Here is a 23,559-nt window from a genome sequence, read left to right as displayed (position 1 = left end):
TGGACAACTCGCGGCAAGACGAAGCGAAATGCTGTGAAATTCAACGGTGAGTGTCGCGCCCGATCTGGCGGTGCGCCCGCACTGGCGTGGGTTTCCAGCCGTTGCCGTGGCTCGGGGCGACGCGCATTCTAGCCGAATGGCGTGAATGCGTGACCATCACCTGCGGGCCGCGCGACGTCGATATCCGGCTCCGGCCCCCAATCGAAGGGCTGTGCATTCTAACGGTGAGCGCAGGCGCGCGGTTCGCAACGTGCGGATTTCGATGCGCCGGTCGCCTTCTCCAGCGACTCGGCACGCTGTGTAATTCAATGGTGAGCGTCAGCTCGCGATCGGCGTGCAGCCCGTCAGGATGCGGCCGTTGGACCGCCGATGCCGCGCGAAACGGTGTTTCTGTCAGGTTCGAGCGCAAGATCGGGAGCAACGACGATGTGCATGCTCGTGTGGATATCCGTCCGCCGAAACGACTCGCAGCACTGTGTATTTCGACGGTGAGCATCGGCGCCCGATCGGGTGATGAGCCGCTTCCGGCATGGATTGCCCGTCGTCGGTACCCTTCGAAGCGTGCCTTTGCCATACATCGGGGAGGGCCCGTCCATGTGGATATCCAGTCCACTCAAACACTCGAAGCGCTGTGGTTTTCAACGGTGAGGGTGCGCGGATGGTCACGAGGCAATGCAGATCCGGACGTGGACAACTGCCACCGCAGCCAGTCGAAGCCCAGGGTATTCGAACGGTGAGTGCGAAAGTCGGACCGACGAAACGCGCGATTTCCCATGTGGATATCCACCGCCGCAACCCACTTGCCGCGCTGTGAATTTCAACGGTGAGCGTCGCTGCCCGAGCGCCCCGCATGCCGATTCCGGATGTGGACATCCCGCCCCCGACGCCACTCGAAACGCTGTGCAATCGAACGGTGAGCGCGCGAGCCCGGTCGGCGGAAGGGCGCGACATTGTGGACATCCGTCGCCGCCGATCAATCGGAACCCTGTGCATTTCAATGGTGAGAGTGATGGTCCGATGCCGCTGAAACCCTTGTCGCACGGGCGTCGAGCGGCATTCTCCGGCCAAGCTGCGCGCCTGACGGCCCGCGCCGCCTTTTCCGCCAGACTGCCCGACCGCTGCGAAGCACCGACCCATCCCACTCCGGCACCCCGCGCGAAAACTCTCTCAAATCCCGCCAAAAAGCTGCACAGTTTTTCTCACCGCGCGCCGGTCCGAGCAAGATGAGAAAAAACATTCTCGGCGGCGCGCGAAAAAATAGAGCCATTCGCTGCCGCACTCATGCGTCACCCGGCGCCCGCCGCGCACGGCCGAGAACAGCACAACAGCACAACAGCACAATCCGGAGACTCCCCACATGACCGCCCGCCTGCCCGTCGACGGCCCGCCCGCCCTGTCCGACTACCGCCTGACCGACAACCTGACCGCGACGCGCGGCCGGATCTTCCTGACCGGCACGCAGGCGTTGATCCGCCTGCTGCTGATGCAGCGCACGGTCGATACCGAGCAAGGTCTCAACACGGCCGGCTTCGTCAGCGGCTACCGCGGCTCGCCGCTCGGGATGGTCGACCAGCAGCTGTGGAAGGCGAAGAAACTCCTCGACACGAGCGGCGTGCGCTTCCTGCCCGCGATCAACGAGGAGCTCGGCGGCACGGCCGTGCTCGGCACGCAGCGGGTCGAGGCCGACCCCGAACGCACGGTCGAGGGCGTGTATGCGATGTGGTACGGCAAGGGCCCGGGCGTCGATCGCGCGGGCGACGCGCTGAAGCACGGCAACGCGTACGGCTCGTCGCCGCATGGCGGCGTGCTGGTCGTCGCGGGCGACGATCACGGCTGCGTGTCGTCGTCGATGCCGCACCAGAGCGACTTCGCGATGATGGCGTGGCACATGCCGGTCGTGAACCCGTCGAACATCGCCGACATGCTCGAATTCGGCCTGTACGGCTGGGCACTGTCGCGCTACTCGGGCGCATGGGTCGGCTTCAAGGCGATCTCGGAAACGGTCGAGTCCGGCTCCACCGTCGACCTCGATGCATTGCAGACGCGCTGGCCGGCGCCGGCAGGCTTTACGCCGCCGGCGGGCGGCCTGCACAACCGCTGGCCCGACCTGCCGAGCCTCACGATCGAGGCGCGCCTCGCGGCGAAGCTCGACGCGGTCCGCCATTTCGCGCGTGCCAACAGCATCGACAAGTGGATCGCGCCGAGCACGCACGCGAACGTCGGCATCGTCACCTGCGGCAAGGCGCACCTCGACCTGATGGAAGCGCTGCGCCGCCTCGACCTGACGGTCGCCGATCTCGACGCGGCCGGCGTGCGGATCTACAAGGTCGGCCTGTCGTATCCGCTCGAAATGACACGGATCGAAACCTTCGTCGACGGTCTGTCGGAAGTGCTCGTCATCGAGGAAAAGGGCCCGGTGATCGAGCAGCAGATCAAGGACTACCTGTACAACCGCACCGAAGGCGCGCGCCCGCGCGTGCTCGGCAAGCACGATGCGGCGGGCGCGTGCCTGCTGTCCGAACTCGGCGAACTGCGTCCGTCGCGCATCCTGCCGGTGTTCGCCGACTGGCTCGCGCGGCACAAGCCGGCGCTCGACCGCCGCGAGCGCGTCGTCGATCTCGTCGCGCCGCAGATCCTGTCGAACGAGGCCGATGCGGTGAAGCGCACGCCGTACTTCTGCTCGGGCTGCCCGCACAACACGTCGACGAAGGTGCCCGAAGGCTCGATCGCGCAGGCCGGCATCGGCTGCCACTTCATGGCGTCGTGGATGGAGCGCGACACCACCGGCCTGATCCAGATGGGCGGCGAAGGCGTCGACTGGGCCGCGCACGCGATGTTCACCAACACGAAGCACGTGTTCCAGAACCTCGGCGATGGCACCTACTTCCACTCGGGCATCCTCGCGATCCGCCAGGCGGTCGCCGCGAAAGCGAACATCACGTACAAGATCCTCTACAACGACGCGGTCGCGATGACGGGCGGCCAGCCGGTCGACGGCAGCATCTCGGTGCCGCAGATCGCGCGGCAGGTCGAGGCGGAAGGCGTGTCGCGCTTCGTCGTCGTGTCCGACGAACCGGAGAAGTACGACGGCCATCACGGGCAGTTCCCGACCGGCACGACGTTCCATCACCGCAGCGAACTCGATACGGTGCAGCGCGAATTGCGCGAGACGCCGGGCGTCACCGTGCTGATCTACGACCAGACCTGCGCGGCCGAGAAGCGCCGCCGCCGCAAGAAGGGCGAATTCCCCGACCCGGACAAGCGTCTGTTCATCAACGACGCGGTGTGCGAAGGCTGCGGCGACTGCGGCGTGCAGTCGAACTGCCTGTCGGTCGAGCCGCTCGAGACGCCGCTCGGCCGCAAGCGCCGCATCGACCAGTCGTCGTGCAACAAGGACTATTCGTGCGTGAACGGCTTCTGCCCGAGCTTCGTGACGGTCGAGGGCGCGGCGCTGAAGAAGGCCGCCGGCGCGGCGTTCGACGAAGCGGCGCTCGCCGCGCGCGTCGATGCGCTGCCGGTGCCGGCCACGCACCTCGACGCGGCGCCGTTCGACATGCTGGTGACCGGCGTCGGCGGCACCGGCGTCGTGACGGTCGGCGCGCTGATCAGCATGGCCGCGCACCTCGAAGGCAAGAGCGCGTCGGTGCTCGACTTCATGGGCTTCGCACAGAAGGGCGGCTCGGTGCTGTCGTTCGTGCGGATCGCGTCGAGCGACCGCTGGCTGAACCAGGTGCGCATCGATACGCAGCAGGCCGACGTGCTGCTCGCGTGCGACATGGTGGTCGGCGCGAGCGCCGAGGCGCTGCAGACGGTGCGTCACGCGCGTTCGCGAATCGTCGTCAACACGCACCGGATCCCGAACGCGTCATTCGTGCAGAACCCCGACGCGAACCTGCATGCGGATGCGCTGCTCGAGAAGATGCGCCACGCGGCCGGCGACGGCTACCTGTCGAGCTGCGACGCGCAGGCGCTCGCCGCGAAGTTCCTCGGCGATTCGATCGGCGCGAACATCCTGATGCTCGGCTACGCGTGGCAGCTCGGCCTCGTGCCGGTGTCGCTCGCCGCGATGATGCGCGCGATCGAGCTGAACAACGTCGCGGTGCCGATGAACAAGCTCGCGTTCTCGATCGGCCGGATGGCGGCCGGCGACGCGGCGGGCCTCGATGCGTTGTGGAACGCACGTCACGCGGTGGCCGCCCACGTGGCGCCGGAGACGCTCGCCGAGCTGATCGCCGATCGCGAGGCGCGTCTCGACGCGTACGGCGGTGCGCGCTACGTCGAGCGCTATCGGGCACTGGTGAACGTGGCGCGCGCGAAGGGCGACGACGCGCTGACGCGCGCGGTTGCGACGACGTTCTACCGGCTGCTCGCGGTGAAGGACGAATACGAAGTCGCGCGGCTGTACACGGACGACGCATTCCGCACGGCGCTCGAAGCGCAGTTCGAAGGCGTGCCGGGGCAGACGTACCGCGTGAAGTTCAACCTGGCGCCGCCGACGGTCGCGAAGGCCGGCAGCGACGGCAGCACGCCGAAGAAGCGCGTGTTCGGCCAGTGGATGTGGCCGGTGTTCGGCATGCTGGCGCGCGTGCGCAGCCTGCGCGGCACGTGGCTCGATCCGTTCGGCCGCACGGTCGAGCGGAAGATGGAGCGCGCGCTGGCCGACGACTACGAAACGACGCTCACGCGGGCGTTCGCCGCGATGACCGCCGGCAATGCGGCGCAGGTGGTGCAACTGGCCGACCTGCACGCGCGCGTACGCGGCTTCGGCCACGTGAAGGTGCGCAACCTGGCCGGCGTGAAGCGCGCGGAACGCGAGCTCGCGCTGCAGCTCGGCATCGACGCGGCGACGAGCGCGGCCGTGCAGCACGCGCTCGACGAGATGAAGGGTGCGGGGATGCTGAAGGGGATTCCGGTCGTCGTCGCGAAGTAACGCGAACGCGCGGCGCGGGCGCGGTGATTCGCGACGACGATCGGCGCGGCAGCGGGGCGCCGCGTCAGGCGACGGCTGGCGGGGCGCCGCGGGCGGGTACGTCGGTTCGCGGCGTGCCCGTCCGCGTCGCTCTTGCCGCCTACGCGACGCGATTGCCGGCGATGCAGCGCGAGTAGTACGCGAGGCTGCGTTTCGGCAGGCGTTCCTGCGTTGCCGGGTCGACGTGGACCAGCCCGAATTTCTTCGCGAAGCCGCTCGACCATTCCCAGCTGTCCATGCCGGCCCAGCAGAACAGCCCGCCCAGGCGGACGCCCTGCCGATACGCATCGTGCGCGGCGTTCAGATAGCGCGCGAGATAGTCGATGCGCGGGCCGTCGTCGACGAAACCGCCGCTCGGCGCGGGTTCGGCGATCGCGAAGCCGGTCTCGGTGACGAGGATGCGCGGCGCGCCGTAGTCGCGGTGGACGCGCAGCAGCATCTCGGACATCCCGTACGGCTCGACCGGGTAGCCCATCGTCTGGATTTCGTTCGCGGGGCTGGCGGCCAGCGCGAAGCCCGTGCCGCCGGCGCCGGCCTTCACGTAGAAGCAGTTGTAATACTGCACGCCGAGAAAATCCGGGTTCGCGGCGATCGTCGTCATGTCGCCCGGCCGGACGAGCGGCGCCAGCGCCGTCTGCAGCTCGGCCGGATAGCCCTTGCCGTACAGCGGATCGAGAAACGCGCGATGCCAGATCGCATCGAACTGCGCGGCGGCGGCCTGGTCGGCGGCCGAATTCGTCACGGCGAGGACGGGCCGCCCGCTGATCGTCGTGCCGATCTGCGCGGCGCCCCGCACGTTCGCGCGCACGGCCTGGAACATCAATCCCTGCGCGAGATTCTGATGGTGGATCGCGGCGAACATCGCCCCCATCGACTGCGCACGCGGCGGCGATGCGCCGTACGCGTAGCCCGACAGCGCGACGCCGTTCGGTTCGTTCAGCATCATCCAGTGCTTGACGCGATCGCCGACGCGGCGCGCCACGATCTGCGCGTAGTCGGCCAGCCGGTACGCGATGTCGCGGTCGCGGAAATCGCCGGCCCATACGGGGATGTCCCAGTGAAACAACGTCAGGTAAGGCGTGAGATTGCGCGCCAGCATCGCATCGACCATGCGGTCATAGGTGGCAAGGCCTGCTTCGCTCGGCGCGCCGGCGCCGTCCGGCTGCACGCGCGGCCATGCGGTCGAGAAACGGAACGCCCGGACGCCCGCGTTCGCGAGCAGCGACAAGTCGCCCGGGTAGCGTTGCTCGAATTCGATGCAGCGTGCGTTCGTCGAGCCGTCGGCGATCGTGCCGGGCTGGTCGGCGAACACATCCCAGTTGCTTCGGCCTCGGCCGTCGCGGCTTTCGATTTGCGGCGCGGCGGTGGCGACGCCCCACACGAAATCGTTGGCGAAGCGGGCCGATGCGTCCGCGGAGTCGATCGAATCGCCGCCGCAGGCGGACAGCATGCCGCTGCCGAGGGCGGCGGCGCCTTGTGCGAGAAAGCGTCGCCGGCTCTGGAGCGAGAGGGGTTTGATCATGGGTTCGGTCGTTTCGCACGGAATGACGTGCGCATTTTGATTAGGAAAACGATGGAAATGGCATGGAACGAGAAAAGCCTCGCATGCATCGGATCAACGATTGCGCGCGTCACCGATCACCGATGACGCGTGAAGCGACCGATTCGCACGGAATCGATCGTCTCGACGGTCGAGCGGGAACCGGTATCGTTTCGGCTTGCAGAAAATAATAAGGATGTATTGTTTAATTTTTTTGAAAGCTGCTGAAGACCGCGCCGCGCATGCATCGGCCAAAACAACGAGGCCGAGCGCCGTATGACACGGGGCTCGGCCTCGGGCTGCCGCCAGGCAGGGGCTTCACACGCGGCAGCACGGTCGGCGCACCGCGCTGCCTTACTGTCAGACGATCCCTTTCTTGCGCGTCGACAGCGCGGTTTCCGACAGGTCGATCTCGCGAATCAGCTTCGTCAGCGTCTCGTCGGAAATCTTGCTGTCGCCGCGCAGCCGGTACAGGGCCGAGCGTTCCGCGCGCACGGCCGCGATCCGCATCTGCAGCTCCATCGTTTCGGCCTGCTTCGCTTCCGCGCGCGGCGTGGGGCCATCGTCGGCCAGCGCGGCGAGCCGTCGGCGGTATTGATCCATCACGCGTGCGGAGATGTCCGCGCAGCGCGCCGCGCCCGATTCGTCGAGATCGGTCGAGATCGCGTCGTGCGACGCATCGATCGCGCGGATCGCGGCCTGCGCGGCGGCCGAGCGTGCGATGCGCTCCTCGTCGCCGAGCGGGTTGCGCGACGAGCGCACGCCGCGCAGCAGCAGCGGCAGGCCGATCACCGCGACGATCAGCGAGCCGAGGATCACGGCCGACGCGATGAAGACCGCGGTGTCGCGGCCCGGCAGCGGCGCGCCGTCGGACAGCGCGACCGGGATCGACAGCACGCCGGCGAGCGTGACCGCGCCGCGCACGCCGCCGACCGTCATCACCGCGATCGTGCGCACGCCGGCCATCGTGCCGGCGAGGCCATGGCGCGCGGCGCGGCGGCTCGCGAACCAGCGCAGCAGCCACACCCACAGGAAGCGGATCGCATACAGCGCGAGCATCATCGCGCACACGTTGAAGATCATCCGGCCGACCAGCGCGTCGCTCGTATGGTGCGCGTCGACGAGCGCACGGCCGATGATGTGCGGCAGCTGCAGCCCGAGCATGATGAACACCATGCCGTTGAACACGAACTCGATCAGCGCCCACGTGCTTTCGGCGCGCACGCGCGACGCGACGGTGCTTTTGCGCGAGAAGCTCGTGTAGTTCATCATCATCCCGGCCGACACGGCCGCGAGCACGCCCGACAGGTCGAGGTGCTCGGCGAACAGGTAGGCCGCGAACGGCACCAGCAGCGTCATCACGATGCCGGGCGCCGGGTCGCCTTCCTGCTCGGCATTCAGGAAGCGCGTCGACAGCGCGCTGAACAGCCACGCGACGATCGCGCCCGTCGCGAGCCCGCCGGCCGCGACGATCACGAACGTGACCGATGCGGCGCGCAGCGAGAATACGCCCGTCAGCGCGGCCGCGATCGCGAATTTCAGCGCGACGAGGCCCGACGCGTCGTTCATCAGCGCCTCGCCTTCGAGGATGTGCATCAGTTGCGGCGGAATGCGACCCTTGCCGGCGATCCCGGACAGCGCGACCGCGTCGGTCGGCGACAGCACCGCCGCGAGCGCGAACGCGATCGGCAGCGGCAACTCGGGAATCAGCCAATGCGCGAAGTAGCCGACTGCGAGTACCGTCATGAACACGAGCCCGAACGCGAGCATCAGGATCGCGCGGCGCTGCAGGTAAAGCTCGCGTTTCGGAATCCGCCAGCCGTCCGCGAACAGCAGCGGCGGAATGAACAGCAGCATGAAGATCTCGGGGTCGAACGTGACGTGCAGGTTCAGCTTCGGCCACGCGAGCATCGCGCCGAACGCGATCTGCATCAGCGGCAGCGGCAGTTGCAACGGCAGGAGACGCGTGACGGCGCCGGACAGCGCGACGGTCAGCAGCAGGATGAGGACTGTGAAAACGATTTCCATCGAGACGGCGAATAACGCGGAATGAAACGATCGTACGGAGTGTAGCGTGCCGGCGTAACGGGTGCGCTCGAGTGGCCGGTGCGTGCGCACGGGAATGGTGCGTCGAACACGCGCCACGGTGGTGCGGCGGCCCGGCACAGCCGCATGGCGCACGGGTTGTCGGCACCTCGCACGGAGCTTGCTTGAGGGAGAGCAGCCGCCCGGCTTGCGCCGGGTCACCGAGGGTCCAACCAATGACATGGCGCGCCGTCCCGTTCGTCGTTTTCGCCGGACGCCGGACGTCGCGTTCGACTGCATCACCAGGAGGAAGGCATGACGATCGTGCAACAGGAGCGTCCGGCCGCCGCGTCGCCGTACCGGTTCGAGCGGGAGATGAGCTCGGGCTTGGAACGGCTGGCGACGCAGCACCGCGACCTGACGCTCACGACCGTGTTCCAGCCGATATTCAGCCTGTCGCACCAGCGTGCGGTGGGCTACGAGGCGCTGCTGCGCGCACACGATGCGCTCGACCGCCCCGTGTCGCCGCTCGACGTGTTCGGCGAAGCCGCGCGCCGGGACGAACTGCTCCAGCTCGACCGGCTCGCGCAGGCGCTGCATCTGGAGAACTTCGCGCTGCTCGGCGCGGAGCGCGAGTGGCTGTTTCTCAACGTCCATCCGGGCGTGCTCACCGATCCGTTCCAGGCGGCCGCGCTGCTCGCGAACCTGAAACGGCTCGGCATGCCGCCGCGGCGCATCGTGCTCGAAGTGCTCGAACAGCGCGCGGAGGACGTCGAGCGGCTCGCGGAGGCCGTGCGCGAGTTCCGCACGCACGGCTTCCTGATCGCGCTCGACGATTTCGGCGCGGGTCACTCGAACCTCGAACGGATCTGGCAGCTGAACCCGGACATCGTGAAGCTCGACCGGATCATGCTGTCGCACGCGGCGCACCGCACGGGGCTCACCGCGATCCTGCACGGGCTCGTGACGCTGCTGCACGAGGCCGGCAAGCTGGTGCTCGTCGAAGGGATCGAGACCGAGCACGAAGCGCAGATCGCGCTGTCGTGCGAGGCCGATTTCGTGCAGGGCTACTACTTCGGCCGCCCGGCGCCGGGGCTGCCCGACAGCGCGGCCGCGACCGGCTGCATCGGCGAGCTGACCGAGCGCTTTCGTCAGCAGACCGAAGCGCGCGAGCGGCGCGACGCGCAGCGGCTCGCCCCGTACCTGCGCGCGTTCGAACGGGCGGCCGAGCGCCTCGCGGGCGGCGAGCCGCTCGACGAGGTGTGCTGGAACTTCCTCGCGCTGGACGCGGCCGCACGCTGCTTCCTGCTCGACGCGCAGGGCCGGCAGTCGGGCCGCAACGTCGTGCTGCGCGCCGATCGCGCGCTCGCCGAGGCGCGCTTTTCGCCGCTGGCGGACGCGCAGGGTGCGAACTGGCTGCGCCGGCCGTATTTCCGCTCGGCGATCGCCGAACCGGGGCGCGTGCAGGTCACGCGGCCGTACCTGTCGATCAACGAGGCGCAGCCGTGCGTGACGCTGTCGGTGGCCGTGCGCGTCGGCGATGCGCAGCGCGTACTGTGCGGCGATATCGACTGGATCGACGAGGACGCGCAAGCGGCGTAGCGGCACACGGTCGGGATGCGGCGACCGACGGCGCGGGGGCGGCCGTTGCGTTCGCCGCGCGCTTCCCCGACAATGGCGCGACCGCGGCCGTCGTGACCGCGCGCGCCGTCCCGGGGGCCACCATGGCGGCGAATATAAAAGGAAAACGCCATGAAGCGACCGATTTCGCTGACCATCCTCGCGTGGATCATCATCGTGACCAACGCGATCACCTGCGTCTATACGCCGTTCTCGATCGGCATGCCGACCACCCAGGCGCTGATGTCGCACTACCTGCTGCCCGTGTGGGCGACGTTCGGCATCAGCATGATCGTCGAGGCCGCGAATGTCGTGATCGGCATCGCGATCCTCAAGGGGCGCGAATGGTCGCGCAACGCCTATATCGTGACGTTCGTGTTCGGCATCGCGTTCTCGTTGATCAACATGCCGGCGTCGATGCTCGCAGTGCTGATCCCGGGCGTTCTGCTGTTCGCGGTGTTCGTCTACCTGCTGTTCCGGCGCCCGGCGACCGCGTATTTCCGGCAGGCCGTTGCGTGAGCGTCGTGCGCAACGCGCTGGCGATCGTGCTGTTCTCGATCGCCGGCTTCTGCGTGATCGCCGCGCAGATGATCGCGTTCATGAAGGTCGGTCAGGCGGGCGCGACGACCGTATTCGTCGCCGTGCTGTTCGCGGTGTCGGCCGTGCTGCTCGCCGCGGGCATGTTTGCCGGCGCATTCCGGCCGCGTGCGCGCGGCGCGGGCATCGTGCTGCTCGTCGCGGCCGCGACCACCGCCTTCGGGATGATCGGCTGGGGGATGCTCGTGCTCACGCCGGCGATCGTCGACGTGATGCAGCAGCAGGGCGCGTACTTCAACGCGCGCATGTTCCGGTTCGTACCCGGCACCGCCGTCACGGCGTTGTCCGCGCTCGTCGGCGTCTGGCTCGTGCGGCGCGGCTGACGTACCGGGCTGAAATGCGCGGCTGAAGTCTGCGGCGGCCGGCACGCTGGCGTCCGTCGCGCGGCTCGGCTAGGATGCGCGAATTGTCCAGACGATTCGCGGGCCGCCCATGAACCGACATGCCGCTTCTCCCATTCTCCTCGAAGTGATCGCCACGACCGTCGGCGATGCGAAGGTCGCCGCCCGCGCGGGCGCCGACCGCCTCGAACTCGTGACCGCGATCACCGAAGGCGGGCTGACGCCGAGCGTCGGCCTGATCGAGGCCGTCGTGGCCGCCGTGCCGATTCCCGTCAACGTGATCGTGCGTCCGCACAGCCGCTCGTTCGTCTATGACGCCGACGACCTGCGCGTGATCGAGCGCGACGTGCGCGCGGCAGTCGCGGCCGGCGCGAACGGCGTCGTGTTCGGCGCGCTCGATCCGCGCGGCGACGTCGATCTCGGCGCGCTCGCCCGGATCGCGGCCGCCGCCGACGGGCGCGCGCTCACGTTCCACCGCGCGTTCGACGTCGCGCGCGATCTGAACGCCGCGTTCGACGCGCTGCTGCGCGTGCCGGCCGTCACGTCCGTGCTGACGTCGGGTGGCCATCCGTCGGTGCTCGACGCGGTCGCGACGATCACGCGGCTCGTGCGGCAGGCGGCGGGCACGACCTGCACGGTGCTGGCCGGCTCCGGGCTCACGATCGACGCGGTCGGCGATTTCGTGCGCGCGACCGGCGTGCGCGCGGTGCATTTCGGTTCGGGCGTGCGGCCGCGCGGCGAGGTGCTGGCGCCCGTCGACGCGCTGCACGTCGAGCGCGTGCGCGCGGCGCTCGACGGCGCGGCGTCGCACGTGTAAGCGTATGCCGAAGCTGCGTGTTGGCGCGTCGAGAAGACCGTCGATGCATGGCGCGCAGCGCGACCCGATGCAGACGATCGGATGAAAAAAAGCCGGGGCGCGCCCCGGTTTTTCGTTGGCGGGCGCGGCGCGCCGGCCGTTGCCGCTTACGCGTTGTCCGACAGCGCGTCGGCCTGGCTCGCGCGGATGCCGAGGCGCTCGAACAGCGCGCGGTCGCGCTGCGTCTGCGGGTTGCTCGTCGTCAGCAGCTGATCGCCGTAGAACATCGAGTTCGCGCCCGCGAGGAAGCACATCGCCTGCATCGCGTCGTCGAGCTGCTCGCGGCCGGCCGACAGGCGCACGACGGCCTTCGGCATCGTGATGCGCGCGACCGCGATCGTGCGCACGAACTCGAACGGGTCGAGCGGCGCGATGCCTTCGAGCGGCGTGCCCTCGATCGCGACGAGGTTGTTGATCGGCACCGATTCCGGATACGGGTTCAGGTTCGCGAGCTGCGAGATCAGGCCCGCGCGTTCGCGACGCGATTCGCCCATCCCGATGATGCCGCCGCAGCACACGTTGATGCCCGCGTCGCGCACGCGGTCGAGCGTGTCGAGGCGATCCTGGTACGTGCGCGTCGAGATCACCTGGCCGTAGAACTCCGGCGACGTGTCGAGGTTGTGGTTGTAGTAGTCGAGGCCGGCGTCGGCGAGCTGCCGAGCCTGTTCGTCCTCGAGCATGCCGAGCGTCATGCAGGTCTCGAGGCCGAGCTCCTTCACGCCGCGCACCATCTCGGTCAGCGCCGGCATGTGGCGCTCCTTCGGATTGCGCCACGCGGCGCCCATGCAGAAGCGGCTCGCGCCGTTCGCTTTCGCCGCGCGCGCGGCGTCGAGCACCGTGTCGACGTCCATCAGCTTCTCGGCCTTCAGGCCCGTGTCGTGATGCGACGACTGCGAGCAATAGCCGCAATCTTCCTCGCAGCCGCCCGTCTTGATCGACAGCAGCGTCGACAACTGCACCGCGTTCGCGTCGAAGTGCTCGCGATGCACCTGCTGCGCGCGGAACATCAGGTCGTTGAACGGCAGCTCGAACAGCGCGACGACGTCGGCGACGCGCCAGCGCTGCGGGGCCGGTGCAGCGACGGGAATCGCGTCTGGTTGCACGGCGGCGGTCTGGGCTTGGGTCATTTCGTTTTCCTGTCCTGGCGGGATGGGGGATCGGTTGGGTCAAGGCCGCGCGGTGCGCAGCGACTCGACGAGCGCGGCGATGTCGAGCATCGCCGCGGCGGATTCGGGGGCGGCCGGCATCATGTGCGCGATGCGGCCGATGAGCGGCGCGCGGTGCTCGCGCGCGAGCCAGTCGCGAATCGTCGCGACGTTCTCGTCGGCGAACGACATGGCCGGGTCGACATGGTTCGCGACCCAGCCCGCGAGCGCGAGGCCGCGCTGGCGAATCGCATCGGCCGTCAGCAACGCGTGGCTGATGCAGCCGAGCCGGACGCCGACGACGAGCACGACGGGCAGGCCGAGCGCGACCGCGAGATCGGCGGTGTCCTGCGTGTCGTTCAGCGGCACGCGGAAACCGCCGACGCCTTCGACGACGACGACGTCCGCGCGCGTCAGCGCTTCGCGATGGCACGCGACGATCGTGTCGAGGTCGAGCGTCACGCCTTCCTGCGCGGCGACGATATGCGGCGCGGCCGGCGCCTTCAGCAGGAACGGCGTGCGCAGCTCGGGCGGCAGCACGACGTTCGCGGCCGCGTCGAGCTGGTCCGCGTCCTCGTTGCGCCACACGCCGTCGCGTTCGTACGCGCCGGCCGCGACCGGCTTCAGCGCGGCCGCGCGCAGGCCATGCCGTGCGAAGCCGTGCAGCATCGCGGCCGACACGAAGGTCTTGCCGATTTCGGTGTCGGTGCCGGTGACGAAGACGGACAGCGGGGCGGCGGTCATGCCGCGGCCTCCTCGCTCGCCTGGATCAACGCGGCTTCGAGCCGAGCAAGATCGTCGAACGAATGCGCGGCCGACAGCGACACGCGCAGCCGCGACGTGCCGGCCGGCACCGTCGGCGGCCGGATCGCCGGCACCCACAGGCCGTGCGCGTCGAGCGCGCGCATCGCCGCGAGCGTCGCGTCGTTGCTGCCGACCACGAGCGGCTGCACGGCCGTGTGCGAATCGACCGGCTGCCAGCGCGTATTGCGCAGCAGCGCGCGCGTGCGGCCGATCAGCGCGGCGAGGTGCGCGCGGCGCGCGTCGCCTTCGTCGCCCGCGATCACCTTCAGGCTTGCCGATACCGCATGCGCGACGGCCGGCGGCGCGGCCGTCGTGAAGATGTAGCTGCGCGCGCGCTGGATCAGCCATTCGATCACGGTCTCATGCGCGATCACGAACGCGCCTGCGACACCGGCCGCCTTGCCGAGCGTGCCGACGTACACCAGATGCGGCGAACGCAGCGCGGCGGCCGCGAGCGCGCCGCGACCCTGCGGGCCGAGCACGCCGAAGCCGTGTGCGTCGTCGACGACGAGCCACGCGCCGTGGCGCTCGGCCAGCGCGACAAGCTCGGCAAGCGGCGCGAGGTCGCCGTCCATGCTGAATACGGTGTCGCTGACGATCAGCTTCGTTTCCGCATCCGATGCGTCGAGCAGCGCGGCGAGCGCGGCCGTATCGGCGTGCGGATAGACCTGCACGTTCGCACGCGACAGCCGCATGCCGTCGATCAGCGACGCGTGGTTCAGTGCGTCGGAGAAGATCGTCGCGCTCTTGCCGGCCAACGCTGTCATCGCCGCGAGGTTCGCCATGTAGCCGGTGCTGAAGTACAGCGCGCGCGGCGCGTCGGAGAAGCCGCCCGCGAAGCCGGCGAGTTCGTCTTCCAGTTTGGCGTGCGCGCGCGAATGGCCGCCGAGCAGGTGCGAGCCGCCGCTGCCGGAGCCGTAGCGCTGCGCGCCTTCCGCGAACGCGGCGACGAGCGCCGGATGCGCGGCGAGGCCGAGGTAGTCGTTGCTCGCGAAGCCGACGATCTCGCGGCCGTTCACGGTCATGCGCGCGTCGCACGCGGTGTCGGCGATGCGGCGCACGCGGCGCAGCCCTTGCGCGTCGAGGTCGGCGAGGCCGCGTTGCAGGGTGTCGAGCAGGCTCATCGGCCGAGGTCCTCCAGCGTCGCGTCGAGCGTGTCGCGCGTGCGCTGTGCGAGCCACGCGATGTCGTCGTCATTCATCACGTACGGCGGCATCAGGTACACGGTCGTGCCGATCGGGCGCAGCAGCAGCTCGCGTTCGAGCGCTTGTTCGAAGAAGCGCCGCGAGAAGCCGCGCGCCGCGTCACCGTCGAGCGCGACGTCGAACGCGAACAGCGTGCCGCGCTCGCGCAGATGGCGCACTTGGCGGTGCGCGTCGAGCGGCGCGAGCGCCGCGCGCAGCGTCGCCGATTTGCGCGCGTTGCTCGCGAGCACGTCGTCGCGCGCGAACAGGTCGAGCGTCGCGACTGCAGCGCGGCACGCGAGCGGATTGCCGGTGTACGAATGCGAGTGCAGGAAGCCGCGCGTCGTGTCGTCGTCGTAGAACGCCGCGAACACGTCGTCGCGCGTGAGCACCAGCGACAGCGGCAGGTAGCCGCCGCTGATCCCTTTCGACAGGCACATGAAATCGGGCCAGACGCCGGCCTGCTCGCACGCGAAGAAGGTGCCGGTGCGCCCGCACCCGACCGCGATCTCGTCGGCGATCAGGTGCACGCCGAATTCGTCGCACAGCGCGCGCAGCCCGCGCACGTACGACGGATCGTGCATCGCCATGCCGGCCGCGCACTGCACGAGCGGCTCGACGATCAGCGCGGCGATCCGGTCGCCGCGTTCGGCGAACAGGCGCCGCACGTCCGCGAGCGCGCGGCCCGCGACGTCGGCGGCCGTCTCGCCCGGCAGCGCGCCGCGCGCATCGGGCGACGCGACCACGTGCGCATGGCGGATCAGCGGGTCGTACGCATCCTTGAACAGCGCGACGTCGGTCACGCCGAGCGCGCCGATCGTCTCGCCGTGATAGCTGTTCGCGACGCAGACGAATTCCTGCTTGTTCGCGCGGCCGCGGTTGCGCCACGCGTGAAAGCTCATCTTCAGCGCGATTTCGACGGCCGACGCGCCGTCCGACGCGAAGAACGCATGACCCAGCGTGCGCGCGGTCAGCGCATGCAGGCGTTCGGCGAGCTCGATCGCCGGTTCGTGCGTGCAGCCGGCGAGCATCGCGTGCTCGAGCGTGTCGAGCTGGTCCTTCAGCGCCGCGTTGATGTCCGGGTTCGCATGGCCGAACAGGTTGACCCACCACGAGCTGATCGCGTCGAAGTAGCGGCGGCCGTCACGGTCGACCAGCCACACGCCCGCGCCGCGCGCGACGGGGACGAGCGGCAGGCGCTCGTGGTGCTTCATCTGGGTGCAGGGATGCCAGACCGCGTGCAGGCTGCGCGCGACCCAGTCGTCGGTGGCTGGCGTACTCAAGGCGACTCCGGGGGTAAAACGACCGCGCGGCATCGACGGGATGCCGCGCGGCGGGATACGAAACGCGCAGAGATTAGCGTGTTCCGCCGCGCGTTGCACTAGCGGTTACAAACGCCGCACAGCCTTGCTGGGCGGGAGTTCGACGCAGTTCGGAGGGGCTCGGAACGGAACGCGGCGGATCGGGCGAAATGCGCGCAGATGACGACGTTCGAGTGACGCCCCCGACAGAAAAAATCGCAGGGCGCGGGGCGGCCGGGTGGCGAAATATGGGGAACGATGATGGTGCGGGTTTGGCGGCGACGAGGGGCGGTCTTGCTTCGTGCATCGTCAGATCGACAGGGGCGCGGAAGGCCCGGACGGCTGGACGAGATCTGGCGCGAATTCAAGTCGATTGCTCGTAAAAACGAGCATTACGCGGCGCGTGCTCGATTTGACGAGCATGCGGCGGAGCACCGCGATGATCTTGAATCGACGGTGCGCAAAGGGGAAGCGAGAGGAACGACAGCCGAGCGTCAGCGCGAAGCCAGCGCGCGCGTATCGGTATCGCGGGTGCGATCGTCGCCGTTGTCGGCCGTCTGTGTCGTGTTGGCGTTCCACACGACGCGGTCGTTGACCGCATACAGCCGGCACGCGCCGGCGCCTTGCTTCGCGCAGTTGTCGAGCGCGAGCGCCATCGGGTCGTCGCCGCCTTCGGCCCACGACCACGCGCCTTCCGACGACACCGCGAACGCGCGGCTCGGATGCTGGTTCAGGAAGCGGCGATAGCCTTCGCGGCCGGCTTCGTCGACGTACGGCACCGCGTTGACCGCATCGATCGACGCGTAGCCGGTGGCCTTCGGCTCGTGCGGGTCCGCGACCGCATAGCGCACCGCGGTCGGCAGGTTCAGTTCGGCGAGGAATGCGTTCACGGCCGGCCACCACACGGGCACGCCGTCGCGATCGACGATCAGCCGGTGCGCATCGTCCTTGTAGCGGCCGAAATCGATGAAGCGGGCCTGCGTGCCGTGCGACACGTACGCATCGTGCATCTGCGCGACCAGCGCGGGCGTCCACACCGAATCGTTGTCGCCGTACAGCCACAGCGACCGCACGGCCGTATGCGCGCCGTAGTGGTCGAACGCGTCGACGAGGTTGCGCTGCCAGCCGTCGCACAGGTCCTGGCGCAGCCCGCCGGAGAAGTTGATGATGCCGCGCACGCCGGCCGCGGCTTCGGTGCCGTACGCGACCGACGCGAGCCCGCCGTGCGACGTGCCGGCGACGACGATGCGCGACGCATCGACGTACGGCTGGCGCGACATGTAGCGCACCGTCGCATCGACGTCGGCGGCCTGCGCGAGGCCGTTCTTGCCGACGTTGCAGCCTTCCTGCTGGTACGTCCCGTCGGAACCGGCGAAGCCCTGGCGATTCGGCGCGATCACCGCATAGCCGCGGCGCACGAATTCGCGCGCGAACGCGAGCGGCCGGCTGCGCGGCTGCAGATGGAGATCGCCGGTATTTTTGCCGTGGTTGAAGACGACGAGCGGGAACGGGCCGGGGCCGTTCGGCTTGAACAGCGTAGCCTCGAGCGTGATGGCGCCCGACGCATCGGCCGGAATGCGAAGGATCTGCTCGTTGAGATCGGCGGCGACCTGCGGCAGGTTCGAGTCGGCGTAGTCGAAATGCTCGGCATGCGCGAGCGACCCGCTGGCGCCCGCACCCGTAATGGCGCTCGGCAGCGTACCGGCCTGAGCGGCCGACAGCGCACACGCCGCCATCCATCCCACCAATACCTTGCTGAACGCCATCCGTAAGCCCTGCCATGCAACATGACCAAGTCGAGCCCATCGTAGCCCGACAAAATCAGGTTGTGCAATGCGGGAATTACCCGGCGTCTGACATGGCAACTATTTGTCAGCGTTCACTTACTTCGCCGTCGACATAGCGCCAGAATCCCTGCTCGTCGCGCTCGAAACGGCTCGTCTCGTGCAGCCGGTAAGCGCGTCCGCCGACCTTGTAGCGCGCCACGAATTCGACCTCCGCGTGCCGGTCGTCGAGCGGTACGTGCCGTTTGACCGCGAGGCCGAGCCAGCGCGGCGCGTCCGGCGCGTCAGGGTCGGTGTCGAGATCGGGCGGGCAGGTGCGCGCGGCCCACGTCGCGCGCAGGTAATCGGTCGCGCCGAGCACGTACGCGCTGTACCGCGAGCGCATCAATTCGAGTGCGGTCGGGGCGGCTTCGGCGCCGTCGATGAAGCGGCCGCAGCAGGCCGCGTAGCGCGGGGCCGGCGCGTTGCCGGCGGGCGCGGGGGATGCGCCGCCGCACGGGCACGCGTCAGGTCGGTTCGAAATCATGCGCAATGTGAATTAACAACGCCCGGTTGCCGGCGCGGCTCACCAGCTGAGCTCGATGCCGTCGTACTGGAAGAACCGGCCGTTCGCCTGCGACACGTCCGAACCGGATTCGGCGATCACGCGACGCATGCCGGTCACGCTCGTTTCCGGATCGATCGCGGCCTGCGCGCCGCCCATGTCGGTGCGCACCCAGCCGGGATGCAGCGCAATGCATGCGGCATGGCGCGTCTGCAGCGACGCGATGCGCAGCGCGTCGTTCAGCGCGGCCTTGCTCGCGCGGTACAGCCAGCCGGTCGTGCCGGTCGCCTCGGCGATGCTGCCCATCCGGCTCGACACGACGGCCAGCACGCCGCGCGCGTCCTCGACGAGCGGCAGCAGGATCGGCAGCAACTGCATCGGCCCGCGCACGTTCGTATGCATCACCGCGTCGAAATCCTCGGCGGTGATCGTCTCGACGCCTTCGGTGCGCGGCCCGTACACGCCCGACACGAGCACGGCCGCATCGAGCCGCTCGCCGTCGAGCTTCCAGCCGAGCGCCGCGATCTGCGCGGGCTGCGCGATATCGAGCGCATGCGGCTGCGCGCCCAGCGCACGCAACGCATCGAGCGACGCCGCGTCGCGCGCGGTGGCGATCACGTTCCAGCCGTCGCGCCGGTATTGCCGGACGAATTCGCGGCCGAGGCCGCGCGATGCGCCGACGATCAATACGGTTTTCATGCCGTCGCTCCTTGGGTAGGCGCCGCCGAGGCAGTGCCGGTGTCAGATTCGTTCGATGCGCGCCGCGCCCGCGTGGCAGCCGCCGTCAGGCGACTGGCGCGTCACTGCACGTTACTGCGCGTCGTCGCACGGCTTCAGCGTGGCGGCGACCGCCTGCGCGACGTCTTCGAGCCGTGCCGCGTCCGCCGCGACCATGTCGTTGTCCGGCGCGTGCTGGCCGCGTGCGGTCAGCGCCGCCACGCAGCGCTTGTAGGTGGCGTCGAGCGCGTCGAAGTTCGACACGGACATCCCGAGGTTGCGCATCCGGCCGTCGTGCACGCCGTACACGAGCCCGTGCACGGTGAGCGACTGGCCGCGCGCCCACGCGTCGTTGACGATCGTCGTGCGGCACACGTTGACGACCTGTTCGATCGAATTGAGCTCGATCAGGCGGCGATACCGCGCTTCGCCGACCGGCCATTCGTCGAGCAGCGCCGCATGGCGTTCGCGCACGTCCTGCACGTGATGCAGCCAGTTGTCCGCGAGGCCGACCCGGCGGTTGTGCAGCGCCGCGTTCACGCCCGAGCAGCCGTAGTGGCCGACGACCATGATGTGCTTCACGCGCAGGATGTCGACCGCGAACTGGATCACCGACAGGCAGTTCAGGTCGCTGTGCACGACCACGTTCGCGATGTTGCGGTGCACGAACACTTCACCCGGCGGCAGGCCGATGATCTGGTTCGCCGGCACGCGCGAATCGGAGCAGCCGATCCATAGATATTCCGGCGCCTGCTGGTCGGCGAGCCGTGCGAAGAAATCGGGATCGTCGGCGAGCTGGCGCTTGACCCAGGCATCGTTATTGTCGAACAGATGTGAAAGCGGATTGTCTTGGGTAGTCATCGGTGTGGATTCCGTTGGCGGAAATCAAGTCGATATCGGATCGGGTGTTGCCGGCGTCAGGCGGCGCGCTGCGCGTCGCCTGCGCCGTCGTTGCGGCCCGTCGCGTCGAAGCGCGCGGGGTAGCGCACGCTGAAGCGCAGGGCCGTGTCGTACGGATAAAAATCGGGCAATTCGCCCTGCATCAGCTTGTCCTTGCTCGCCTGCCACAGCACGGGATCGAAAAAGTCCGCGTGATGCTTCATGAAGACGTCGCGCACGCGCGGGTCGCCGAGCAGGAACGGTCCGTAGGTCTCCGGAAAGATGTCGTGCGGGCCGACGGTATACCACGGTTCGCCGGACAGTTCGTCCTCCTCGTTGCGCGGCGGCGGCACGCGTCGCACGTTGCAGTCGGTCAGGTACTCGATCTCGTCGTAGTCGTAGAACACGACGCGGCCGTGGCGCGTGACGCCGAAGTTCTTGTACAGCATGTCGCCGGGGAAGATGTTCGCCTTCATCAGCTCCTTCACCGCGTTGCCGTATTCCTTCACGCCGTGCTCGACGTCCGCGTCGCTGCCGTTCTGCAGATACAGGTTCAGCGGCGTCATCCGGCGCTCGATGTACAGGTGCTCGATCACGAGCTTGTCGTCCTCGTACTCGAGCAGCGACGGCACTTCCTTCTCGAGTTCGCGCACGAGCGCATGATCGAGCCGCGCGAGCGGCAGCGCGACGCTCGAATACTCGAGCGTGTCGGCCATCCGCCCGAGGCGGTCGTGGCGCTTCACGAGCTGGTACTTCTCCATGATCTGCGCGCGCGTCGTTTCCTTCGGCGGCGGGAAGTGATCCTTGATGATCTTGAACACGTACGGGAACGACGGCAGCGTGAACACGAGCATCACGAGGCCCTTGATCCCGGGCGCGATGATGAAGCGGTCGCTCGAATGCGACAGGTGGTGCAGCAGGTCGCGGTAGAACAGGTTCTTGCCCTGCTTCTGCAGCCCGACCGACGTGTAGATCTCGGCCTTCGGCTTGCCCGGCATGATCGTGCAGAGGAAATCCACGTACGCGGACGGCACGCCCATGTCGACGAGGAAGTACGAATGCGAGAAGCTGAAGATGATCTGCAGCAGGTCGCGGCGCAGCAGCACGGTGTCGAGCGCGAGCACGCCCGGGCGCACGTGGCGGATCGGCACCGCGAACGGCAGCACGCGGTCGGCGTTGATGATGCGGCCGACGATGTACGCGCTCTTGTTGCGGAAGAACAGCGACGACAGCACGTGGATCTGGAAATTCGGCGCTTCGTCGAAGCGGCCGAATTCGTCGTCGATCGCCTGCATCACGCAGCCGATGTCGCGCGAGAGATCCTCGAACGCCGGCTCGAGCTGGAAGTTCGTGACGATGCGCTCGAGCGTGACCGCGAGCCCGTCGGTGCCCGGATAGTACGCGCGGTAGGTCGGCTTCGCGGCCGGCTCGTCGTTCTCCAGATACTCGGTCGAGATCGCCGGGCGCACGAAGATGAAATCGTTGCTGAAATACGAGCGGTGCAGGATCTTGCAGCACACCGAATTGAAGAAGGTTTCCGCGCACTCGGGCTGGCGGTGCGACGTGAGCAGCCCGATGTAGTGCAGCTTGATCTGCTGCCACACTTCGTCGTCGATGTTCTCCGCGTCGTATTCGTCTTCCAGCACCTCGACGCATTCCTTCACGCGATCGTCGTACGACGTGATCCGCTCGCGCGCGAGCCGCTGCAGCCCGTGCCAGTCGCCGCGCTCGAACAGCGTCTTCGCATCGACCGCCGCTTCGCGGAAGATCCGGTAATGGCGATCGAAGTATTCGAGCATCGTCTGCGCGACGTCGAAACCGATCTGCGACGACAGCAGTTTGGGGAAGTGATTCATCGCGTGCAGGCTCGTTCAAGGGGCTGTAAGCACCCGCCATTTTAGCGCCCAAGTCGGCGTTTCAATGACTTTCGGGGTGACGCGCGAGCGGCCGTCAATCGGTGTGTTGTTCGCCGTTGGGCGCCGTTCGGTGCATCTTCGCGTAAAGATGCGGGTACGGAGCCGATTCTGACACGAACTTTTTTGCGGCGGGCCGGCGGTCGTCGAGAACCTGTTTCGCGCGACGGCGATAGAATCGACGCACCGCCCGCCGCGCCTGCCGCCGGCGCGCATTCGCACCGATAACGACGAGACGCCCCACCGATGAACGCCCTGGAACACCAACTCGACTATCCCTTCGCCGATACGCTGCCCGCCGCGGGCGACACGTTCGAGGTCGCGCCCGGCGTACGCTGGCTGCGCATGCCGCTGCCGTTCTCGCTCGACCACATCAATCTCTGGCTGCTGCGCGACGAAATCGACGGGCAGGCCGGCTGGACGATCGTCGATTGCGGGATCTCGTCCGACGCGATCCGCACGCACTGGGAGCAGATCTTCGACACGCAGCTCGACGGCCTGCCCGTGCTGCGCGTGCTCGTCACGCACTGCCACCCCGACCACTTCGGCCTCGCGAACTGGCTGTGCGAAGGCGGCGACAAGGGCCGCTGGAACGTGCGGCTGTGGATGACGCTCGGCGAATATCTGTTCGGCTGCCTGATGGCGGCCGGCAACGGTTCGAACGCGGGCGGCGCGGCGGCTGCCGAGCACTTCGCGCGCCACGGGCTGACCGATCCGGCCGCGCTCGACAAGCTGCGCAACCGCCGCGGCTATTACTCGGACCTCGTGCCGGCCGTGCCGCCGCGCTACCGGCGCCTGCGCGAAGGCGACGCGGTGACGATCGGCGCGCGCACGTGGCGCGTCGTCACCGGCTTCGGCCATTCGCCTGAACATTGCGCGCTCCACAGCGAAGCGGACGGCGTGCTGATTTCCGGCGACATGGTGCTGCCGCGCATCTCGACGAACGTGTCGGTGTTCGATCTCGAGCCGGAAGCGAACCCGCTCGCGCTGTACCTCGAATCGCTCGGCCGCTACGAGACGATGGCGCCCGACACGCTCGTGCTGCCGTCGCACGGCAAGCCGTTCCGCGGCGTGCGCACGCGCATCGCGCAACTGCGCGAACACCACGATGCGCGCCTGGCCGAAGTGCGCGTCGCGTGCGCGGAGCAGCCGATGAGCGCGGCCGATATCGTGCCGATCATGTTCCGCCGCCGCGAGCTCGACATCCACCAGATGACCTTCGCGCTCGGCGAGGCGCTCGCGCACCTGAACCTGCTGTGGCTCGCGGGCGAGCTCGTGCGCGAGCAGGGGGGAGACGGGGTGCTGCGGTTCCGCACCGCTGGTTGAGCGTGCTTCATCGT

General features: G+C 68.5%; 17 protein-coding genes. 6 read left to right on the top strand and 11 right to left on the bottom strand.

What is annotated here, in order from left to right; genetic code table 11:
* The first annotated feature begins 1,357 nt into the window (after nt 1–1,357).
* Complete coding sequence (locus J8I33_RS24090; protein WP_209939186.1) at nt 1,358–4,930, top strand: indolepyruvate ferredoxin oxidoreductase family protein; 3,573 nt, start codon at nt 1,358–1,360, stop codon at nt 4,928–4,930.
* Between the two features lie 139 nt (nt 4,931–5,069).
* Here J8I33_RS24090 and J8I33_RS24085 read toward each other — a convergent pair whose 3' ends face one another.
* Both J8I33_RS24085 and J8I33_RS24080 read right to left on the bottom strand, forming a co-directional pair.
* Nucleotides 5,070–6,491: a family 1 glycosylhydrolase gene (locus tag J8I33_RS24085; RefSeq protein WP_209939184.1), complete on the bottom strand. Its 1,422-nt coding sequence runs from the start codon at nt 6,489–6,491 to the stop codon at nt 5,070–5,072.
* A 378-nt stretch (nt 6,492–6,869) separates the two neighbouring features.
* Nucleotides 6,870–8,537 carry a Na+/H+ antiporter gene (locus J8I33_RS24080; RefSeq protein ID WP_050014333.1) on the bottom strand — a complete coding sequence of 556 codons (1,668 nt, stop codon included), beginning with the start codon at nt 8,535–8,537 and terminating at the stop codon, nt 6,870–6,872.
* A gap of 312 nt (nt 8,538–8,849) precedes the next feature.
* On the opposite strand from J8I33_RS24080, the gene J8I33_RS24075 reads away from it, so the two are divergent.
* The 4 genes from J8I33_RS24075 (at nt 8,850) to J8I33_RS24060 (ending at nt 11,909) form a co-directional block, all read left to right on the top strand.
* Nucleotides 8,850–10,136: an EAL domain-containing protein gene (locus J8I33_RS24075; RefSeq protein ID WP_124557498.1), complete on the top strand. Its 1,287-nt coding sequence runs from the start codon at nt 8,850–8,852 to the stop codon at nt 10,134–10,136.
* Between the two features lie 150 nt (nt 10,137–10,286).
* Nucleotides 10,287–10,673: a hypothetical protein gene (locus tag J8I33_RS24070; RefSeq protein WP_050014335.1), complete on the top strand. Its 387-nt coding sequence runs from the start codon at nt 10,287–10,289 to the stop codon at nt 10,671–10,673.
* Entirely contained in the window at nt 10,670–11,074 is a 405-nt protein-coding gene (locus tag J8I33_RS24065) for a hypothetical protein (RefSeq protein WP_209926704.1), read from the top strand. Before J8I33_RS24070 ends, J8I33_RS24065 begins: the two co-directional genes overlap by 4 nt.
* Nucleotides 11,075–11,183: 109 nt before the next feature.
* Entirely contained in the window at nt 11,184–11,909 is a 726-nt protein-coding gene (locus J8I33_RS24060; protein ID WP_124593463.1) for a copper homeostasis protein CutC, read from the top strand.
* 146 nt (nt 11,910–12,055) lie between these two features.
* Here J8I33_RS24060 and bioB read toward each other — a convergent pair whose 3' ends face one another.
* The 9 genes from bioB to aceK form a co-directional block, all read right to left on the bottom strand.
* A complete protein-coding gene (gene bioB, locus J8I33_RS24055) occupies nt 12,056–13,075 on the bottom strand; it encodes a biotin synthase BioB (protein WP_209939183.1) in 1,020 nt (339 codons plus the stop codon).
* 39 nt (nt 13,076–13,114) lie between these two features.
* Complete coding sequence (gene bioD, locus J8I33_RS24050) at nt 13,115–13,837, bottom strand: dethiobiotin synthase (RefSeq protein WP_209939182.1); 723 nt, start codon at nt 13,835–13,837, stop codon at nt 13,115–13,117.
* Nucleotides 13,834–15,021, bottom strand: coding sequence for an 8-amino-7-oxononanoate synthase (gene bioF / locus J8I33_RS24045; protein ID WP_089488863.1), 1,188 nt, complete (start codon nt 15,019–15,021; stop codon nt 13,834–13,836). The genes bioD and bioF overlap by 4 nt, the downstream gene beginning before the upstream one ends.
* Nucleotides 15,018–16,364 (bottom strand): adenosylmethionine--8-amino-7-oxononanoate transaminase, encoded by a 1,347-nt coding sequence (gene bioA / locus J8I33_RS24040; RefSeq protein ID WP_209939181.1) that lies wholly within the window; start codon nt 16,362–16,364, stop codon nt 15,018–15,020. The genes bioF and bioA overlap by 4 nt, the downstream gene beginning before the upstream one ends.
* Nucleotides 16,365–16,876: 512 nt before the next feature.
* Complete coding sequence (locus J8I33_RS24035; protein ID WP_209926695.1) at nt 16,877–18,148, bottom strand: CocE/NonD family hydrolase; 1,272 nt, start codon at nt 18,146–18,148, stop codon at nt 16,877–16,879.
* Between the two features lie 106 nt (nt 18,149–18,254).
* Nucleotides 18,255–18,692, bottom strand: a complete 438-nt coding sequence (locus tag J8I33_RS24030) for a YchJ family protein (RefSeq protein ID WP_209926693.1) — start codon at nt 18,690–18,692, stop codon at nt 18,255–18,257.
* A 39-nt stretch (nt 18,693–18,731) separates the two neighbouring features.
* Entirely contained in the window at nt 18,732–19,409 is a 678-nt protein-coding gene (locus J8I33_RS24025) for an SDR family oxidoreductase (protein ID WP_050017786.1), read from the bottom strand.
* A 111-nt stretch (nt 19,410–19,520) separates the two neighbouring features.
* Nucleotides 19,521–20,288 (bottom strand): carbonate dehydratase, encoded by a 768-nt coding sequence (gene can, locus J8I33_RS24020; protein WP_050017787.1) that lies wholly within the window; start codon nt 20,286–20,288, stop codon nt 19,521–19,523.
* Between the two features lie 56 nt (nt 20,289–20,344).
* Complete coding sequence (aceK, locus tag J8I33_RS24015; RefSeq protein ID WP_050017788.1) at nt 20,345–22,162, bottom strand: bifunctional isocitrate dehydrogenase kinase/phosphatase; 1,818 nt, start codon at nt 22,160–22,162, stop codon at nt 20,345–20,347.
* 303 nt (nt 22,163–22,465) lie between these two features.
* Between aceK and J8I33_RS24010 the strand changes: the two genes are divergently transcribed.
* Nucleotides 22,466–23,545 carry an MBL fold metallo-hydrolase gene (locus J8I33_RS24010; protein WP_209926691.1) on the top strand — a complete coding sequence of 360 codons (1,080 nt, stop codon included), beginning with the start codon at nt 22,466–22,468 and terminating at the stop codon, nt 23,543–23,545.
* Nucleotides 23,546–23,559: the final 14 nt, after the last annotated feature.

The sequence above is a fragment of the Burkholderia sp. AcTa6-5 genome, assembly GCF_017815075.1.
Classification (GTDB): Bacteria; Pseudomonadota; Gammaproteobacteria; order Burkholderiales; family Burkholderiaceae; genus Burkholderia; species Burkholderia sola.
This window is presented reverse-complemented; position numbering and strand designations above follow the sequence as displayed.

Excerpts from the sequence above, each read along its gene's own strand:
- J8I33_RS24075 (WP_124557498.1), top strand. The coding sequence starts at position 8,850 with ATGACGATCGTGCAACAGGAGCGTCCGGCCGCCGCGTCGCCGTACCGG.
- bioD (WP_209939182.1), bottom strand. The coding sequence starts at position 13,837 with ATGACCGCCGCCCCGCTGTCCGTCTTCGTCACCGGCACCGACACCGAA.
- J8I33_RS24030 (WP_209926693.1), bottom strand. The coding sequence starts at position 18,692 with ATGATTTCGAACCGACCTGACGCGTGCCCGTGCGGCGGCGCATCCCCC.
- J8I33_RS24060 (WP_124593463.1), top strand. The coding sequence starts at position 11,184 with ATGAACCGACATGCCGCTTCTCCCATTCTCCTCGAAGTGATCGCCACG.
- J8I33_RS24010 (WP_209926691.1), top strand. The coding sequence starts at position 22,466 with ATGAACGCCCTGGAACACCAACTCGACTATCCCTTCGCCGATACGCTG.
- J8I33_RS24035 (WP_209926695.1), bottom strand. The coding sequence starts at position 18,148 with ATGGCGTTCAGCAAGGTATTGGTGGGATGGATGGCGGCGTGTGCGCTG.
- can (WP_050017787.1), bottom strand. The coding sequence starts at position 20,288 with ATGACTACCCAAGACAATCCGCTTTCACATCTGTTCGACAATAACGAT.
- J8I33_RS24090 (WP_209939186.1), top strand. The coding sequence starts at position 1,358 with ATGACCGCCCGCCTGCCCGTCGACGGCCCGCCCGCCCTGTCCGACTAC.
- J8I33_RS24070 (WP_050014335.1), top strand. The coding sequence starts at position 10,287 with ATGAAGCGACCGATTTCGCTGACCATCCTCGCGTGGATCATCATCGTG.
- J8I33_RS24025 (WP_050017786.1), bottom strand. The coding sequence starts at position 19,409 with ATGAAAACCGTATTGATCGTCGGCGCATCGCGCGGCCTCGGCCGCGAA.
- bioF (WP_089488863.1), bottom strand. The coding sequence starts at position 15,021 with ATGAGCCTGCTCGACACCCTGCAACGCGGCCTCGCCGACCTCGACGCG.
- J8I33_RS24085 (WP_209939184.1), bottom strand. The coding sequence starts at position 6,491 with ATGATCAAACCCCTCTCGCTCCAGAGCCGGCGACGCTTTCTCGCACAA.
- bioB (WP_209939183.1), bottom strand. The coding sequence starts at position 13,075 with ATGACCCAAGCCCAGACCGCCGCCGTGCAACCAGACGCGATTCCCGTC.
- J8I33_RS24080 (WP_050014333.1), bottom strand. The coding sequence starts at position 8,537 with ATGGAAATCGTTTTCACAGTCCTCATCCTGCTGCTGACCGTCGCGCTG.
- aceK (WP_050017788.1), bottom strand. The coding sequence starts at position 22,162 with ATGAATCACTTCCCCAAACTGCTGTCGTCGCAGATCGGTTTCGACGTC.